General features: G+C 55.3%; 16 protein-coding genes and 1 tRNA gene. 3 read left to right on the forward strand and 14 right to left on the reverse strand.

What is annotated here, in order from left to right:
- The first annotated feature begins 429 nt into the window (after window positions 1-429).
- Complete coding sequence (locus FHW04_RS14510; protein ID WP_089562361.1) at window positions 430-2,010, forward strand: methyl-accepting chemotaxis protein; 1,581 nt, start codon at window positions 430-432, stop codon at window positions 2,008-2,010.
- A 362-nt stretch (window positions 2,011-2,372) separates the two neighbouring features.
- Here FHW04_RS14510 and FHW04_RS14515 read toward each other — a convergent pair whose 3' ends face one another.
- The 11 genes from FHW04_RS14515 to proB all read right to left on the reverse strand — a co-directional run bounded on the left by FHW04_RS14515 (window position 2,373) and on the right by proB (window position 10,826).
- Entirely contained in the window at window positions 2,373-2,543 is a 171-nt protein-coding gene (locus tag FHW04_RS14515; RefSeq protein ID WP_122983606.1) for a cold-shock protein, read from the reverse strand.
- Between the two features lie 3 nt (window positions 2,544-2,546).
- The gene (cspE, locus tag FHW04_RS14520) at window positions 2,547-2,759 is read right to left on the reverse strand and encodes a transcription antiterminator/RNA stability regulator CspE (protein WP_009091867.1); all 213 of its coding nucleotides are present in this window, start codon (window positions 2,757-2,759) and stop codon (window positions 2,547-2,549) included.
- Between the two features lie 400 nt (window positions 2,760-3,159).
- Window positions 3,160-3,235 (reverse strand) — tRNA-Thr (locus FHW04_RS14525).
- Window positions 3,236-3,406: 171 nt separating this feature from the next.
- Window positions 3,407-5,152, reverse strand: coding sequence for a glycosyl hydrolase family 28-related protein (locus FHW04_RS14530; protein ID WP_069727908.1), 1,746 nt, complete (start codon window positions 5,150-5,152; stop codon window positions 3,407-3,409).
- 204 nt (window positions 5,153-5,356) lie between these two features.
- A complete protein-coding gene (locus tag FHW04_RS14535) occupies window positions 5,357-5,650 on the reverse strand; it encodes a hypothetical protein (protein WP_031374995.1) in 294 nt (97 codons plus the stop codon).
- Window positions 5,647-5,994: a hypothetical protein gene (locus tag FHW04_RS14540; protein ID WP_031374994.1), complete on the reverse strand. Its 348-nt coding sequence runs from the start codon at window positions 5,992-5,994 to the stop codon at window positions 5,647-5,649. The genes FHW04_RS14535 and FHW04_RS14540 overlap by 4 nt, the downstream gene beginning before the upstream one ends.
- Window positions 5,991-6,458 carry a glycoside hydrolase family protein gene (locus FHW04_RS14545; RefSeq protein WP_031374993.1) on the reverse strand — a complete coding sequence of 156 codons (468 nt, stop codon included), beginning with the start codon at window positions 6,456-6,458 and terminating at the stop codon, window positions 5,991-5,993. The genes FHW04_RS14540 and FHW04_RS14545 overlap by 4 nt, the downstream gene beginning before the upstream one ends.
- A gap of 205 nt (window positions 6,459-6,663) precedes the next feature.
- On the reverse strand, window positions 6,664-6,942 hold the full coding sequence (locus tag FHW04_RS14550) for a hypothetical protein (protein WP_031374992.1): 279 nt from the start codon (window positions 6,940-6,942) through the stop codon (window positions 6,664-6,666).
- Between the two features lie 422 nt (window positions 6,943-7,364).
- Window positions 7,365-8,096, reverse strand: coding sequence for a S24 family peptidase (locus FHW04_RS14555; RefSeq protein WP_031374991.1), 732 nt, complete (start codon window positions 8,094-8,096; stop codon window positions 7,365-7,367).
- 362 nt (window positions 8,097-8,458) lie between these two features.
- Window positions 8,459-9,712 (reverse strand): glutamate-5-semialdehyde dehydrogenase, encoded by a 1,254-nt coding sequence (gene proA / locus FHW04_RS14560; protein ID WP_031374990.1) that lies wholly within the window; start codon window positions 9,710-9,712, stop codon window positions 8,459-8,461.
- Window positions 9,713-9,722: 10 nt separating this feature from the next.
- On the reverse strand, window positions 9,723-10,826 hold the full coding sequence (gene proB, locus FHW04_RS14565) for a glutamate 5-kinase (protein ID WP_089562363.1): 1,104 nt from the start codon (window positions 10,824-10,826) through the stop codon (window positions 9,723-9,725).
- A 238-nt stretch (window positions 10,827-11,064) separates the two neighbouring features.
- Here proB and ompC point away from each other — a divergent pair, with 238 nt between their 5' ends.
- Window positions 11,065-12,177, forward strand: coding sequence for a porin OmpC (gene ompC, locus FHW04_RS14570; protein ID WP_069727906.1), 1,113 nt, complete (start codon window positions 11,065-11,067; stop codon window positions 12,175-12,177).
- A gap of 139 nt (window positions 12,178-12,316) precedes the next feature.
- Here ompC and crl read toward each other — a convergent pair whose 3' ends face one another.
- The 3 genes from crl to gpt all read right to left on the reverse strand — a co-directional run bounded on the left by crl (window position 12,317) and on the right by gpt (window position 14,709).
- The gene (crl, locus tag FHW04_RS14575; RefSeq protein WP_031374988.1) at window positions 12,317-12,718 is read right to left on the reverse strand and encodes a sigma factor-binding protein Crl; all 402 of its coding nucleotides are present in this window, start codon (window positions 12,716-12,718) and stop codon (window positions 12,317-12,319) included.
- Window positions 12,719-12,885: 167 nt separating this feature from the next.
- On the reverse strand, window positions 12,886-14,133 hold the full coding sequence (gene frsA / locus FHW04_RS14580; protein WP_046288500.1) for an esterase FrsA: 1,248 nt from the start codon (window positions 14,131-14,133) through the stop codon (window positions 12,886-12,888).
- Between the two features lie 117 nt (window positions 14,134-14,250).
- On the reverse strand, window positions 14,251-14,709 hold the full coding sequence (gene gpt / locus FHW04_RS14585) for a xanthine phosphoribosyltransferase (RefSeq protein WP_031374987.1): 459 nt from the start codon (window positions 14,707-14,709) through the stop codon (window positions 14,251-14,253).
- A gap of 253 nt (window positions 14,710-14,962) precedes the next feature.
- On the opposite strand from gpt, the gene pepD reads away from it, so the two are divergent.
- Window positions 14,963-16,420 (forward strand): beta-Ala-His dipeptidase, encoded by a 1,458-nt coding sequence (pepD, locus tag FHW04_RS14590; protein WP_031374986.1) that lies wholly within the window; start codon window positions 14,963-14,965, stop codon window positions 16,418-16,420.
- The last annotated feature ends 146 nt before the right edge of the window (window positions 16,421-16,566 follow it).

Here is a 16,566-nt window from a genome sequence, read left to right on the forward strand (position 1 = left end):
AACCTTACCTGTTACCTCCCGTCAAAACGTGCTGCGTGGCCGTTTACGCCAGCTTGCCTGGATTAGCGCCTTGTCTCTTAGCGCCCTGTTCTGGGTTGGCCTCTACTTGTTAGTTTTCTGATTTCTTTCATCCCTTACGGTCCAGGCTGCCAGTTTTGTGGCTGTCAGCCCAACCGAGCACATCCGGCCTTTCTGTTATCTCAAGGCAGTTTTGTTAAACACGATTAATCCATGCGGTTAATGGTGCGCTTTCCCCTGCCTGTTACTTCAAAAACATTAAAGGTAAAGCTTAACGCTCCGATAACAGTGTGCGCGAGATCACCCTTTTTTCGGCGGCACGACGCCGGGCACAGCAGGTGAATCGCGCACAGCAGCAAGGAACCTGATTGCTGATAACACAGTGATAAATAATAAAACGGGGAAAAAAGCATGGTCAGTATCAAGAATATGAAGGTGGGTATGCGGCTCGCCGCAGCCTTCGGTATTGTTGTGACGTTACTGATAGTCATTGGGGTGACATCCATAACGAAAATTAACAGCATCAACACCGCGATCGCCTCGATCGTGGACGATCGTTACGTAAAAGTGCGACTGGCATTTGATGTGCGCGATGGTGTCAACGATCAGATCAAATACCTGCGCGGCATCGTGATCGACACTAACCGGCCGGAAATGAACGTGAAACGTTACGGCCAGCTGGACGAAGCAACCCAGCGTACTAACGCCGCCATGAAAAAGATCGCCGACATTCAGGTTACGGCAGTCGGTAAGAAAAAAATTGCCGGTCTGCTGGCATCGGCCGAAGCCTTTGAGAAGGTCAAAACGGAGTTGGTTACGCTGGTGAAAAGCGGCAACTTCGACGCTGCCAGCGCCTACGTGCTGAAGTCGATGACCGCGACCCAGAACAAGTTCCTTGATGATGCTGTCGCATTTGCCAATTCACAGGATGCCCAGCTGCGTGGCGAAGGCCAGAGCATCGTGGCCAATGGTCAGTCAGCAATTACCATCACGCTGATTTTCTCTGCGCTGGCGATTCTGGCCTCAATTATGCTGGGCCTTTTCCTGACGCGTTCGATCGTGCGCCCGCTGGTGGCTGCGGTTGATGTTGCCGAGCGCGTTGCCGCCGGCGATCTGAGCTCAAAAATTCAGGTGACGTCACGCGATGAGACCGGCGTGCTGATGCAGGCGCTGCAACGGATGAACGATAATCTGCTCTCCATCGTCACCGAAGTACGTACCGGTTCCGATACGATTGCGGTGGCATCAAACCAGATCTCCAGCGGCAACCTTGATCTCTCTACCCGCACCGAGCAGCAGGCCAGCTCACTGGAAGAGACGGCGTCTGCCATGGAACAGATGACCTCAACCGTGAAGCACAACGCTGACAACGCCCGTGAAGCCAACCAGCTGGTCGCCAGCACCTCCAGCGTGGCGCGTGAAGGCGGTGTGGTGATGGAACAGGTGATTGAGAAGATGGAGGCAATCGCCCTGTCATCGAAGAAGATTGTCGACATTATCAGCGTAATTGATTCCATTGCCTTTCAGACCAACATTCTGTCGCTGAACGCAGCCGTTGAAGCCGCGCGTGCCGGTGAACAGGGCCGTGGCTTTGCAGTGGTCGCTTCTGAAGTGCGTAATCTGGCCCAGCGTTCAGCCTCGGCTGCCAAAGAGATCAAAGTGCTGATTGAAGATTCGGTCGCTAAGGTGGATGAAGGCAGCAAGCTGGTTACCCATGCCGGTTCTACCATTGGCGAAGTAGTCAACAGCGTGCAGAGCGTGGCAAACATCATGAGCGAAATCACCATCGCCAGCAGTGAACAAAGCAGCGGCATCAGTGAGATCAATATGGCGATTACCCAGATGGAAGCGGTGACGCAGCAGAACGCCGCGCTGGTGCAGGAAGCGTCCGCAGCTTCACAAGCTCTGCAGGATCAGGCTGAGCGGATGGCGCAGGCGATGAGCGTATTTAAAGTAGGACAGCTCTCGCTGAACGCAGCACACAGTGCCTGATACCGTGGCTGAGAAGTAGCGAAGTTTGTTTGTTCCAGCGGCCTGCTCCGGCGGGCCGTAACGTTGTTGCCCCGCAGCTGTTACAGCCAGACCAGCGTCTGCGCCTGGAGTTAATTTCTGTTGAACAGGGAAGCGATGACGTCAGGCCGTGCGCCAGCAACAGGCGGAGCCAGGGATAAGCAACAGAATAGCGTGAACATCAGAGCAAGCTGAGACTCAGGCAGAGGCAGAGGCAGAGGCAGAAGCAGAAGCAGAAGCAGAAGCAGAAGCAGAAGCAGAATGACAGAAACAAAAAAGGCTGCCATTGGCAGCCTTTCATTACAGTAAATGCAACAACGCTATAAAGCTCAGTTAGCCTTTAATCAGAGAGCGCGAGGCTGGCTCTGAAGTGCAATCCTCGCCGCGTTCACCTGAACAACGACAGATTTGCAGAAAATGCATTTCGCTCCATGCGGATTGGCTCTTGTAACATCAAAGTGTGATGTACGAAACTGTGAGCCATTACAGTGAGGACATTTAAATGTAATTTTCAGTCCTTAGAGACCAACAACGTTCGCAGCAGCTGGGCCTTTGGCGCCATTTTCTACTGTAAACTCAACTTGTTGACCTTCATCTAATGAACGGAAATCAGTGCCCTGGATTGCAGAGAAGTGTACGAATACATCTTTGCTGCCGTCCTGAGGAGAGATGAAACCGAAGCCTTTCTCTGCGTTAAACCACTTAACGGTACCGCGAATTTTGTTAGACATGCTTAAATCCTTAATATATCGAGCCTTCCGGCATAATGGCCTGAGAACAGATTTTAATCAGAACGTAAGAGAAGACTCAAAAAGAAGGGATGTCTCGCGACAAACTTAGAGATGAGAACTGCTTTGGATACTTACTTTGATAGTGTCTGTTAATCAAACCGACGATTCATTAGGCCACACTTCTTTAAGTGACGCAAGCGGCAATTGAAATTAATCGTCAGAAGCTGGTTGGTGCGAGTCGCATGCCCTTCTCTGCTGAACTGGAAAGAGATTGGTGCCACGCGCGCTAGCGATGTCGCCCTGAGCGGTAATCGGCGAGCGCGATCCTGCCTGAGGTTAACCGGCCAAACAGACCTAATAAGGAGGTAATAGAAGAAGAGGATCTGATAAAGAGAAAAACTGGTGCCGGTAAGAGGAGTCGAACCTCCGACCTTCGCATTACGAATGCGCTGCTCTACCAACTGAGCTATACCGGCAAACGGGCGGGATTAGCGGGGAAATACCTTAGAAAAAAAGCGGAAATGCGTCAAGAGAGGCGGCGTTCAACTGCGGATTTTCGCAGCAGCTCGCCTGACAGTCCGATGCCCGCGGCGCAGGCGTCAGACAAAAAAAGGCGAGGCCGCAGCCTCGCCCAAAAGTGGTGATCATCAATCGTAGTAAGGGACCTTGCGGTCAACGCCGTTGATATTGATCAGCACAAAACCGGTCGGCGCGGTTTTATTGGCCGGGGTGCCCGCCGCCGTTGCGAGAGTCACCACCCCTTTTTCATTGGCACCAATGCCGGCCAGTCCGTTATGCATGCCGAAGCGTGCGGCCGGTTTCAGCGTCCCTACTTTGGTAATGTCAGTCACCACCGACATATCAGACTGGAACAGCGAGCAGGAACCGGTATCAAAACGGGTCGGACCGGTGGTCTTCAGGTTGAACATGGTTTCGCCACTGTTGGCCCGCAGCTTGACCCAGACCACCGCATAGGTGGTGCCGACCCGGCCGTAACGGATATCCATCACCGAAGGCTGGCCCATGTGATACGCATCCGCCCATACCGTCTCCAGTCGCTGCAGATTAATCAGCGTTCTGCCGGTCCCCGGCAGGTTGACCGGCGACCCTGCCGTGCCGGAAGGCGTGGTCGCATCCGCTTTCCCGATCAGTTCCATCACCCATGCCTGATTAGGGTTCGGGAAATAGAGCTGCCCCAGCCGGTACCAGTTATCGGTATCGGTGTTGTTCACCACCTTATAGCCGCTGAAATAGCCGACCCGCAGTGAACCGGTCAGGAAGCTGCCGTGGTTTTCATCACGGCGATAACCGTATTCAAAGGTCGATAGCCATTTCCCGGCGGCCAGGTCGTTAGTGATTTTTGCGCCCGCCTGCAGGTTAATCTGACGCATGATGACGCGGGCATTGTTGAGGTTGAGCGGCGTCCCGCAATCTTCAATGTTCAGCGTATCAATGGTCCAGCCACCATCCGACAGATCGCCCGGATTGCGGGTATGCTCAATCCAGACGTTACGCAGGATGCCCTGCGTCATGCGCGGCATATAGAGCGTGGCATCGCCGTAGCCGGACTGGAAGTTCGCGTTACTTAACTCAATCGCGGTTGAGTGGTCCCAGACGCCATTGGGTGAGTTCGACCAGCCGACGTCAAACACCCGTGAAAAGGTGCTGGTGGTGTAGATCTGATCGAACTTACTGTCGAGCGTATCCTGCAGCTTAAACACCGTGCCGCCAGTGCTTTGCGCCCGGAAGCAGCTGATATTGACGGTTTGCCCTTCGATACAGGTGTTTTCGAAGAACGGCTGATTGTTGCTGCACTGTTCGGGTAAAATAGTGACTTTGGCGGTGGTATCGGCGCTGGCCTGCCCGTTCCAGACGATGCCTTTGATGGCAGTCCGGCGCGCCTTTACTTTAAACACCGTATTGGCGCTTTTATCGGAAATAATCGTGGTGCGCGGCAGTGAGCCGAGTTCCAGATCGTCCCCTAACAGGCCGAAGAACGGGATTTCGGTATCGCTGAGATCGATAGGCGAAATCAGGAAGCGGCCACCGGGAAAACGAACCGGCAGCGCTTTCACGTAGGTGTTATAGGTCTGCGTCCACGCCAGCATCCGCTTAAACGCGTCGGTATCATCAGTTACCCCATCCCCTTTCGCGCCAAAGTGCAGAATATTCACTTCAGTAGGATCGTTGATGGTGCGTTTCCAGTAAAAACCGTTGCCGATAGCGACCGTACCGCCATCATCTTTCAGTGGGGTAGTACTGAGGAAACCAACAAAGTCTGCGCCGCCACGGAAGCTCGAGTCTTTGTCGTAATAGCGTTTCAGGATCGCAATTTCACCTGATTTTGATGGGGGAGTCGTACGCAGTTCAGCAAAAGAGTTAACTTCGATCATAGTATCCTCCTCAGGATAACTTAGATAAGTCGCTGATTATCAGCAGGTTACTTAGCAGAGGCCGGGTGGCCGCAGAGGGTGTCCCACATGTCGTTGTGGGTGTTAATAGCGCGCACGGTGCGAACGTCCATCTTTTGTGCGTCATCGCCGTAGGTATAAAGAGGGGAAAACAGAACGCAGGCTGAATCGGTTATCGCGACCGGTTCAGGGTTGGTGGTATTTCGACTGCTGCAGCTTGTCGCGAGCAGCAGCGTCATCAAGGTTGTGATTGTCAGTCGCCACACGGTTGGCCTCCTCACGGTTATGTTGTTGCTGCTGCGCGACCGCTTCGACGCGGGACGCCTGTTGTTGTGCGTTTTCGACGTCAGAACGCGCTTTTTGCTGCACTTTGCCGATTTTTTTCCCACCGAAATAGCTGGCACCCAGCGCGGCAATGATGCCGGCCAGCGCCGCGATCCAGTGCCAGCCGCCGCCGAGTAACGTGGTTAACAGCGTCATGATTTGGTTACCTCCGCCCGCTGCTTCTCATTCAGCAGGTTTTTCTGACGAACAAATTGGGCAATCACCCCCATCGCCACCATGAAAGCGCCGACCAGCCCAAGGTAGTTGTGCGGCAGAATCGCTTTGACGTCTTCCGGCAGTACGCTCCAGGCATCGACGGCGGCGGAGGGAAAGGATTGCGCCCAGGCGCTGAGCATCGATCCCAGCGAGGCGAGCCAGACCGACCAGGTTTTGAATAACAGACGGGCGTGGGAGACAAACTGCAGAGTGGTAAAGCGCTGCAGCAGCAGCAGAATGATGATCGCGGTCAGCACGGCAATCAGGAACATCAGCCATCTCATAGCAGCCCCCTGTACACCGCATAGGTGCCGCTACGCATCACTTCAGCATGGCGCCGGGCCCGTCCTGGTGTCTGACGAGCCCACAGGCTGTTCATCATCGCGTCTGCGGCCTCGTTGAAGTTCTCACTGGCAATGGCGGTAAGCATGTTTTTAAACTGCATCACACCATCGACCCCCAGCTGATAGGCCATGCTCAGCAGCACATCAGTGCGGGCGTCATTGCACTTCGCCAGCGCATTACGCAGCAGCTCCCGGCTCTGCATGTCCTGCACCTTGCCTTCCAGAATGCATTGCTTCCACACATCCCCGACGCGGCGCGGAACGCGGAACGCATAGTTACTTAGCGATGCGCCTTTCGGGCCGATACGAATCCCTCCCGCGACCGTCGGGAAGCCCAGCGTGTCGAGATAAGGCACGTCGGCATAGCCCTCTTCAAAATTCAGCATTGCAATTATCTGGCTCATAACGATTCCTCAATGACGGGTCAGAGCAACTCAGCCCTGTGAAAAAATACATAACGTCCGCTGATCAATGCCCCTCACACCTTCAGCCGCAGACAGGGATGACCCTCCAGCGAAACTGAACAGTAAATAACCGGATTGCGGCCAGTGAAAAATGGAGGTAACAGGAATTGAACAGGGAGACAGAACGGGAGATTTCTGACGCTAATCAGCGCACTGCGTAGAGATGCACATGCGGCAGACAGCAATTGTCGAAGCTGGGCGTTTCCTGATTTTTGGCGCGAGGCGCCGTTATTGCACGATCAACGCGCGGGGTGACCTGACGCTGGCAGATTTGCTCTGCACGCCGCAGGGTGGGTGTTTCGGGTGGGAAGTTTAGTGCCTGGTCGATGCTCTGTTTCAGGCTGCTGAGAGGTTGGCGCCGCCGATGGCGACGAGTACGTGCGTTGCCCATAAAAACGCTTTTGCCATAGTGAATTATCGCCATAACTCCTCCTGTGAATGAGTCTTTGGCGATGGGGTGGCAGGCGCGAGCTTTCGGCGAACCGAACGGGCCCGAATGTCGCGATTCACGCTCGCACACTCACCGCCCGGCTGCGTGAGCAGCCAGGTGGAAAGTAGGCGAAGGGGAATAAACGGCATCTGACGACGCTGCATTTTGCGCATCCACCCCATCCCAAAGTTCACTGACTTTTGGGTGGTTTGATTCGCGCTTGTGCAGCGCCTCAATTGTTTAAGAGCGGGTCGTCCCTGAAAGAACTGCTTCGTTCATCCATGTTCAAATTATTAACAGGTTCTTATGCTTTATCAAACACTGTTGGTTAATTTTTTATTTACCGCTGGTTAAATTTTTGAATTTATGTCGATTATTTTTTTGCAGGCTGGCGGTCTCGCCCGCTGACAGCGCGCTTAACCGAGGATCTGATAGTGTCGTGCCTGGCTCATGATGACTTTCGCCAGTACCTTCAGGCTGGCCACATCATCATGGTTGAGATACCAGGTTTCATAGCGCTTATTATCTGATATTACTGCAATTTTCTTATGCTGTAGCTGCAGGCGCTTCAGGTAGAGCTGCTCGTCGAGGGTGAAAATGTAGATGCCATCACCGTCAAACATCCGCACGCTGATGTCGACAAACAGCTGATCGCGCGGAGCAAAGGTGTCGGCCATCGAATCGCTGTTGATGGCGATCAGACGGATATTTTCTGCCGGCCGGCCGTTGAAAAGCACCCGCGCCTCATCCTGACCATACTCAATGGCCTGGATGGTTTCGACAAACTCATCGCGCGCAGGCAGACCCGCCGCACTTTTCTGGCCGATGTCGAGGCTATCAACGCGAAAGACGTTTTTATGGCCGGTCAGCGCGCTTAACGTCACCGGTTCAGCCGGATGATCCATCCCGTACTGCAGCCACTCCACTCTGACGCCAAGCAGCTGACTCAGGGCCAGCAGATTGCCCCCATCGGGCACTGACTGGGCGTTGAACCACTTCCACACTCCCGGCGTTGAAATCTTGCAGCCTTGCTGTTGCAGGGCCTTAGCAACCTGTTTGTTTCGTCCATGTCCGACAATGCCGGCACTCTCACAGGCCGCAATCAGCCTGGCGGTGAAAGCTTGTCTTGTACTTTCTTTTTTAACCATTAGTTAATAATCAGCCATAGAGGAGGTACTGGATGTTATTTTCATTATTGCTACCAGTTCATTTTATATTACCGTCCGTTTACTACCTAACCGCTTTATCAAGCATTTCTAATTATCATTATCCCCTGCCGTTTGCAGCTGAACAAAAAATATTGCCTCAGGCCGCGTGCAGCCCCGGCTTTCAGGAATCTTCCGTAAGGAATTGCGTGAAATTCAGCCAGCTTTTTTAGCTGAAACGACCCGGCAGCGACGAAAAATTATCTTACAGGCGAGAAACTCCAGATATAACTGGACCTAAAGTGGCAGCTAAAAAAAAACGGGAGTCTGTAAAAGACTCCCGTTTTGTTAAAAAAAAGGGGGGATTATGGCCGCAGCGTGTCGTCGCCCCAGGCAATCCATTTGTAGGTAGTTAGCGCCTCTAATCCCATCGGACCCCGTGCGTGCAGCTTCTGGGTACTGACAGCGACTTCTGCCCCCAGACCAAACTGTCCGCCGTCGGTAAAGCGGGTGCTGGCGTTAACGTAGACCGCAGAGGAGTCGACCTGACGAACAAAGCGCGTGGCATTGCGGGTGCTGCGGGTCAGAATGGCATCGGAATGCTGGGTGCCGTGCGTCCGGATATGGTCAATCGCCTGATCCATATCCGCCACCAGCTTCACGTTAAGATCGAGCGACAGCCATTCATCATCGTATTGCGGCAGACTGACCGGCATCACCTGCGCCGGACCCGCCTGCAGCTGCGTCAGCACGTTACTGTCAGCATGCAGCACAATATTTTCCTGCGCCATCCGGGCGCTGAACGCTGGCAGGAAACGGTCGGCAATCGCCTGATCCACCAGCAGCGTCTCCAGCGAATTGCAGGCGCTGGGGCGCTGCTTCTTGGCATTGACGATCACCTCAAGCGCCGGTTCGATCTCCATGGTGTCGTCGATGTAGATATGGCATACCCCGATTCCGCCGGTGATCACCGGAATGGTGGAGTTTTCGCGGCACAGTTTATGCAGCGCCGCGCCGCCGCGCGGAATCAGCATATCGACATAGCGATCCAGCTTCAGTAGCTGATTCACCAGTTCACGATCGGGATTTTCGATCGCCTGGATGATAGCCGTCGGCAGACCGTGCTGCTGCAAGGCGTTCTGGATGACCCGCACCGTGGCGGCATTGGTGCGCCACGTCTCTTTACCGCCGCGCAGAATCGCCGCATTACCGGTTTTCAGGCACAGGCTGGCGACATCCACCGTCACATTGGGACGCGCTTCATAAATCACCGCCACCACGCCGAGCGGCACACGGCGACGTTCGATACGCAGTCCGCTGTCGAGCTGACCGCCATCGATCAACTGCCCAACCGGATCGGCCAGCTGACAAACCTGACGAACGTCACTGGCGATGCCGCTCAGCCGCTGCGGATTCAGCGTCAGCCGATCTAACAGTGCCGCGCTCATGCCATTCTGACGCGCCTCGGCTAAGTCCTGTTCATTGGCGGCCAGAATGTCGGCGCTTTCGGCTTCCAGACGATCGGCAATGGTCATCAGGACCTGATTTTTCTCTGCGGTCGACAGATCGGCCACGCGATATGCTGCCGCGCGGGCCGCTTTACCCATCTCTTCAAGCATTGTCTGCTCCTTAACTGACGATCATGTCGTCGCGGTGAACCGCCACCGGGCCATATTCATAGCCGAGGATCTCACTGATCTGCTGGCTGTGGTGACCGGCAATCATTCGCATCGCATCGCTGTTATAGCGTGACACGCCGTGGGCGATATCGCGTCCCTGCAGGCTGCGGATACGGATGACTTCACCGCGGGAGAAATTGCCCTGAATGGCGCGGATCCCTTTCGGCAGCAGTGAACTGCCACGTTCAATAATCGCGGCCAGCGCGCCATCATCCACCGTCAGTTCGCCCGCCGGCGGTGCGCCGAATATCCAGCGTTTACGGTTTTCCAGCGGCGACTGCTGAGCATGAAACAGCGTGCCGACGGGTTTGCCGTCAATCACATCGCCGATCACCCCGCTGCGGCCGCCTGAGGCGATGATCACATCAATACCGGCACGGCAGGCGACATCGGCCGCCTGAAGCTTGGTTGACATGCCGCCGGTGCCCAGCCCGGAAACGCTGCCGCCGGCTAATGAGCGTAACGCATCATCAATCACATGCACGTCGCCGATCAGCTCAGCGTCGGGATTATTGCGCGGATCGGCGGTGAACAGCCCCTGCTGATCGGTCAGCAGCAGCAGCTTGTCGGCCCCGCCAAGCATCGCGGCCAGCGCCGAGAGGTTGTCATTGTCGCCCACTTTAATCTCGGCGGTCGCCACGGCGTCGTTCTCATTGATCACCGGTACGATGTGGTTATCCAGCAGCGCCCGCAGCGTGTCGCGGGCATTCAGGAAACGCTCGCGATCTTCCATATCCGCGCGGGTCAGCAACATCTGGCCGATGTGGATACCGTAGATAGAGAATAACTGTTCCCACAGCTGGATCAGACGGCTCTGCCCCACCGCAGCCAGCAGCTGCTTTGAGGCGATGGTCGGCGGCAGTTCGGGGTAGCCCAGATGTTCGCGTCCGGCCGCCATCGCGCCAGAGGTCACAATCACAATGCGGTGGCCTGCAGCATGTTGCTGCGCACACTGGCGAACCAGCTCCACCATGTGCGCCCGATTCAGCCGGCGTGATCCGCCGGTGAGAACGCTGGTACCCAATTTGACCACTAAGGTCTGACTGCCACTCATATTTCCTGCCGTAGTGAAAAATTTTTACGAAAGGACGTTTTAACAGGAGTCGATAAGGAAGCCAACAGCCAGCGGGGGAAAAGCACGATTTTACGCGGACAAGGGCGTAGACCAAAAGTTCACGATTAACAAGAAATCACGAAAAGTGTCATAAAAAGTTCATCACCGCCCGGTAAAAAGTCGGTGTTTTACAAAAACTTTCATAACTTTTTGACGTACACATCGGGATTGATAGCAAATGAAGAAAAGCACACTGGCAATGATCATCTCCGCTCTGGCGCTGGCGTCGACCGCACAGGCTGCCGAAGTCTATAACAAAGATGGCAACAAACTGGACTTTTACGGCAAAGTTAAAGCTGAACACTACTTCAGCGATAATGCCGGCTCAGATGGCGACAAATCCTACGTGCGTATCGGCTTCAAAGGCCAGACGCAGATCAACGACCTGATGACCGGTTACGGTCAGTGGGAATATCAGTACAACGTCAATAACTCCGAAGGCAGCGATGCCAACAACGGCAACAAAACCCGCCTCGGTTTTGCCGGCCTGAAATTTTCACAGTATGGCTCGGTCGATTACGGTCGCAACTACGGCGTACTGTATGACGTAGAGTCCTGGACCGACGTGTTCCCGGAATTTGGCGGTGACGGCACCGCGCGTTCTGATAACTTTATGACTCAGCGCGCCACCGGCGTCGCAACCTACCGCAACAATAACTTCTTCGGCCTGGTGGATGGTCTGAAATTTGCGCTGCAGTATCAGGGCAAAAATGACGCCAGCAGCGCCAACAGCCGTACCGACATCAACCGCCAGAACGGCGATGGCTACGGTGCGTCACTCGGTTACACGCTGGGCGATAGCGGCGTGAGCCTGATGAGTGCCATCACCTCATCTGACCGCACCAACCAGCAGCAGGCACGTGCTTACGGCGGCGGTGACCGTGCGGATTCCTGGGGTGCAGGCGTCAAATATGATGCAAACAGCATTTACCTGGCCGCTATCTATACCGACACCCGTAACATGACGCCAATCAGTGGTACCAACCGCAACACCGGTGCCGCAGTGGCCGGTGCCGCCAACAAAGCGCAGAACATCGAGCTGGTGGCGCAGTATCAGTTTGATTTCGGCCTGCGTCCTTCTATCGGTTACGTGCAGACCAAAGGCAAAGATATCGAAAACGGTATCGGCGATGCGGATCTGGTGAAATATATCGACGTGGGCGCCACCTATTACTTCAACAAAAACATGTCCGCCTTTGTTGATTACAAAATTAACCAGCTGGATGACGATAACGCGCTGTCAATCAACAATGATGACGTGGTTGCCGTGGGCATGACCTACCAGTTCTGATATCTGTCGGGCCGGCTCCGTCCCTGTTGATTGCTGTGGCGGCGGCGGGCCCGCAGTGCGTTACCCTCAATGTGAAGTGTGTCTGATAAAAAAAGGGCGAGTTTTTCAACTCGCCCTTTCTTATTGCTGAACGCTGTAATCAGGCACTCAGTTTCACCGGTTTCTCATCGAAATCGCTGGCCGGAATCAGATCAAGCTCAAATTCGTGCAGCATCGCTTTCAGACGGGTATGAAAGTTACGTAAGGTCTCTTCCACCCGCGCCGTATTTTCTTTGCCTTTAACCGTCGCCACAGACCAGTCGCCCTCTTTATCGAACAGACCGATATGGTAGACATAGGTAAAGTGATCGGCCTGTGCTTCCAGCTCCATCCACCAGCCCCAGAATTCACGCAGTTCCGGTGCCGGTTTCACATTGACGCAGGCAGCCAGGCAGTCGAAAAAGAAACGGGTTTCACCACATTTCCCATCGCGGATATACGGTCCCAGCTCAGTGAAGCGCTTAAGCAGGCGACTGCGGGGGTGACCACTCGGTAACGTCATGCTAATTCTCCATAGGTTTTGACCGATATCGATCCTCAATCATCCGGACTGTCGCGCCCGCTTCACGCCACGTCACTGGCATCAATCGCCAGGGGTCAGCGAAGCGCGCTGCAGCAGCCCGCAATAATTCAGGTAGTAGTTGTAGCAAATACTGTAAATTTTGCCAGTTACCTTTTTAAACGCTTCTCCAGCCAGTCGCAAATTTCATTTAGCGCCCGATCAAAACTGGCCATCATCGGCTTCACCGGAATCAGCAGCGCTTTGCCCTCCGCCGAGGAGTTGGCGATCAGTTTGCTCTCCTCTTCCGGGCTGAACAGATCGTTCTGCCAGTAGCCTGACAGCATCGGCGTCGGGGTACGCCGGCCCAGCAGCCCCTGGGTTTTCAGCGAATAGCGGTTGAGCTCGGTACGTAACGCGCTGTCAGACGAGGACGCCATGCCGAGCCGGCTTGCCAGCATATCCATGTACATATCCGGGATCTCATCCTGCAGCGCAGTCTGGGTCAGCAGCGCATGCACAATCGGGCCGAGACAGGCGACCGCCCGCAGCCGTGACGACTCAAGGTAAGCCAGCCGTACCGCCACGTTGGCACCAAAGCGATAGCCAAACGCCGCCACGCGGGTGTGATCGATCCACGGCACCGTTTCCAGCTGACGCAGCACCTGCTGATGTAAAAAGCTGGTGTCCTGATTCAGCGTCCACTTCACCGAGTTGCCGACCGACGGTACATCAATGGTCAGCATCGCAATGCCGCGCGGCGCAAGATAGTCATGGAACAGCCGGTAATGATCGCTTTGTAGCGAGTCGAGTGCGCCACAAAACAGGACGGTCGGATAAGGGGCATCGACGCCTGACGGCATATGCAGGAAACCGCTCACCGGACTGCCGCCGCTGATGGCGAAAGTCAGCGGCTTCAGCTCACCCGGCAGCCGCTGCGTCGCCTCTTCGTAGGCACGGTTAGCCAGCGTCTGGGCCTGGTCGGCCAGCTCATCGCCTTTGATATAGGGATAGGCAGCCACGCTGTAGAGATGGGCAGCATGCAGCCAGTACTCGCCCGCTTCGCTGTCGTCGCTGCACTCCAGCGCTTTCTGCTGCCAGAAGCCCGCCTGGCGGCACCATTCGAAATTCCAGTTGCCGCCGCGAAAACCGATCACGGTGTCCAGCAGCGTCTCGTCGGTATGCTCAACGTCGCTGATGGCGATGCGCGCCAGCACTTCGCTGATCTCCTGCGGCGTCAGACCGCGCCAGGTCCACATCAGCTTATTCAGCATGCGATACCAGCCGCGCTGGCTGTCGCCATCAAGGGCGGAGTGCACGTCCGGGGTCGCGTGATGCTGGCGACGCACTAAAGAAGAGGTTTCAGGATGTTTAAAGCGTGGTTTGAACAACTCTTCGCTGAGATTTTTGCTCGACATACTCACTTCTCCTGCGGCATAAAACGGCGATAGCTTAGTGTACTGTACGCCAAATCAGGGTGCGAGGTGCAGAAAGCACAACGCCCGGAAAACCGGGCGTTGTTTAGGGAAGATTAATCAGTTTTTAACAATCGGCGGGATGTAGACCACGCCCATGTCCCACGGCTGCTCAATCCAGGTGTTCTGCGGAATGTCGACGATGTAATCATCGACCAGCTGGCGGCCAGCTGGTTTGGCAAAAATGGTGCAGAAGCGGGCTTTCGGGTACATCTCGCGGATCGCCTGCGCTGTTCCGCCGGTATCCACCAGGTCGTCAATGACGATGAAGCCTTCGCCATCACCTTCGGCGCGCTTCAGCACTTTCATTTCGCGCTGATGATCGTGATCGTAGCTGGAGATGCAAACGGTATCGACATAGCGAATCCCCAGTTCACGCGCCAGCAGCGAAGCCGGTACCAGACCGCCGCGGCTGACCGCGATAATGCCTTTCCACTGTTCAACAGGAAGCAGGCGCTGAGCCAGTTTACGGGCATGAATCTGTAGCATGTCCCAGGTAACGACGTATTTTTCGCTCATAGAATAGGAATCCCAGCCAACCGCGGTGGCTTAAAAATGTGCAACGGGGAAAAGGTTGCGCGAGATTATAAGGAGTTGACGCGCTAAAAACCAGCACCCGCGCGTCGGTTGCGGCTTTTTAGCGCGTCTGAGTGCGCACCCGGGGAAAAACAGTGATATTCTCAGGCCATCTCGCCAGATTCTCTGGCGGCGATCTTTCACTGGAAACTCGCGATGTCCGGCTGGTCCGGCGCACTGACACAGGAGACTTGTCGTGTCTGAATTGTCTCAACTCTCTCCACAGCCACTGTGGGATATTTTCGCTAAGATTTGCTCCATTCCTCATCCCTCTTTTCATGAAGAAGCGCTGGCGAGTTACATCGTCGGCTGGGCCAAAGAGCAAGGCTTCTGGTGTGAGCGCGATCAGGTCGGCAATATCCTGATTCGTAAACCCGCCACCGCCGGGATGGAAAACCGCAAGCCGGTCGCGCTGCAGGCCCACCTCGATATGGTGCCGCAGAAGAATAACGATACCGTACACGACTTCACCAAAGATCCGATTCAGCCGTGGATTGACGGCGAATGGGTCAAAGCGCGCGGCACCACGCTGGGGGCTGACAACGGCATCGGTATGGCATCGGCGCTGGCGGTACTGGCTGACAGCAGCCTGACCCACGGCCCGCTGGAAGTGCTGCTGACCATGACCGAAGAAACCGGCATGGATGGCGCTTTTGGTCTGCAACCCAACTGGCTGCAGGCCGAAATCCTGATCAACACCGACTCGGAAGAAGAAGGTGAGATCTACATGGGATGCGCGGGAGGTATCGACTTCGTTACCACCCTGCCACTGACCCGTGAAGCGGTGCCTGCCAGCTTTGAAACCCTGAAGCTGACGCTGAAAGGGCTGCGCGGTGGCCACTCCGGTGCCGACATTCATATGGGCCTCGGCAACGCCAACAAGCTGCTGGCGCGTTTCCTGGCGGCGCACGCTGCCGAACTGGATCTGCGTCTGCTGGCGTTCAGCGGCGGTACGCTGCGTAACGCCATTCCGCGTGAAGCCTTTGCAACCGTTGCAGTCGACAGCCACCAGGCCGATGCGCTGAAATCTGCTGCGGCGCATTTCCTGACCGCCATCCAGAACGAGCACGGCATTAAAGAGCCGAACATCGCGCTGGTCACCGAACCGCTGGCGCATCAGGGTGAAGCATTAACCGCCGACAGCCGCGATCGCTTCCTTAATCTGCTGAACAGCACGCCGAACGGCGTAATCCGTAACTCAGACGTCGCCAAAGGCGTGGTCGAAACGTCACTGAATATCGGCGTGGTGACGATGGAAGCGGATAAAGCAGAAATCAACTGCCTGATCCGTTCACTGATCGACACCGGACGCGATTATGTGGTGCAGATGCTGACCTCGCTTGGCCAGCTGGCAGGCGCGCAGACCAAAGCGAAAGGCGGCTACCCAGGCTGGCAGCCAGACGCGGACTCGCCGATCATGGCGCTGACCCGTCAGACCTATATCGCGCTGTTCGACAAAACGCCAAACATTCAGGTGATTCACGCCGGTCTGGAGTGCGGTCTGTTCAAAAAACCGTATCCACAGATGGATATGGTGTCGATCGGTCCGACCATTACCGGTCCGCACTCACCGGATGAGCAGGTACACATTGAAAGCGTCGGCCTTTACTGGAAATTGCTGACCACCTTGCTGAATGTGGTGCCAGAAAAGTAATCTCACCGCAAAAAGTTTAACCAGGCTTCGGCCTGGTTTTTTTATGCCCGCCGTGCCGCAACAGCATAATTCACCACCCCGAACGCCCTTCCCCGCCTGAATACGCCACGCTTTCACGCTTCGCTGGTTTTAGCCGCCGTTATGTC

Source organism: Pantoea sp. AN62, assembly GCF_050432985.1.
Lineage (GTDB): Bacteria > Pseudomonadota > Gammaproteobacteria > Enterobacterales > Enterobacteriaceae > Pantoea > Pantoea brenneri.

Coding starts and splice junctions, on each gene's coding strand:
- FHW04_RS14510 (WP_089562361.1), top strand. CDS start 430: ATGGTCAGTATCAAGAATATGAAGGTGGGTATGCGGCTCGCCGCAGCC.
- cspE (WP_009091867.1), bottom strand. CDS start 2,759: ATGTCTAACAAAATTCGCGGTACCGTTAAGTGGTTTAACGCAGAGAAA.
- FHW04_RS14530 (WP_069727908.1), bottom strand. CDS start 5,152: ATGATCGAAGTTAACTCTTTTGCTGAACTGCGTACGACTCCCCCATCA.
- FHW04_RS14535 (WP_031374995.1), bottom strand. CDS start 5,650: ATGACGCTGTTAACCACGTTACTCGGCGGCGGCTGGCACTGGATCGCG.
- FHW04_RS14540 (WP_031374994.1), bottom strand. CDS start 5,994: ATGAGATGGCTGATGTTCCTGATTGCCGTGCTGACCGCGATCATCATT.
- FHW04_RS14545 (WP_031374993.1), bottom strand. CDS start 6,458: ATGAGCCAGATAATTGCAATGCTGAATTTTGAAGAGGGCTATGCCGAC.
- FHW04_RS14550 (WP_031374992.1), bottom strand. CDS start 6,942: ATGGCGATAATTCACTATGGCAAAAGCGTTTTTATGGGCAACGCACGT.
- FHW04_RS14555 (WP_031374991.1), bottom strand. CDS start 8,096: ATGGTTAAAAAAGAAAGTACAAGACAAGCTTTCACCGCCAGGCTGATT.
- proA (WP_031374990.1), bottom strand. CDS start 9,712: ATGCTTGAAGAGATGGGTAAAGCGGCCCGCGCGGCAGCATATCGCGTG.
- proB (WP_089562363.1), bottom strand. CDS start 10,826: ATGAGTGGCAGTCAGACCTTAGTGGTCAAATTGGGTACCAGCGTTCTC.
- ompC (WP_069727906.1), top strand. CDS start 11,065: ATGAAGAAAAGCACACTGGCAATGATCATCTCCGCTCTGGCGCTGGCG.
- crl (WP_031374988.1), bottom strand. CDS start 12,718: ATGACGTTACCGAGTGGTCACCCCCGCAGTCGCCTGCTTAAGCGCTTC.
- frsA (WP_046288500.1), bottom strand. CDS start 14,133: ATGTCGAGCAAAAATCTCAGCGAAGAGTTGTTCAAACCACGCTTTAAA.
- gpt (WP_031374987.1), bottom strand. CDS start 14,709: ATGAGCGAAAAATACGTCGTTACCTGGGACATGCTACAGATTCATGCC.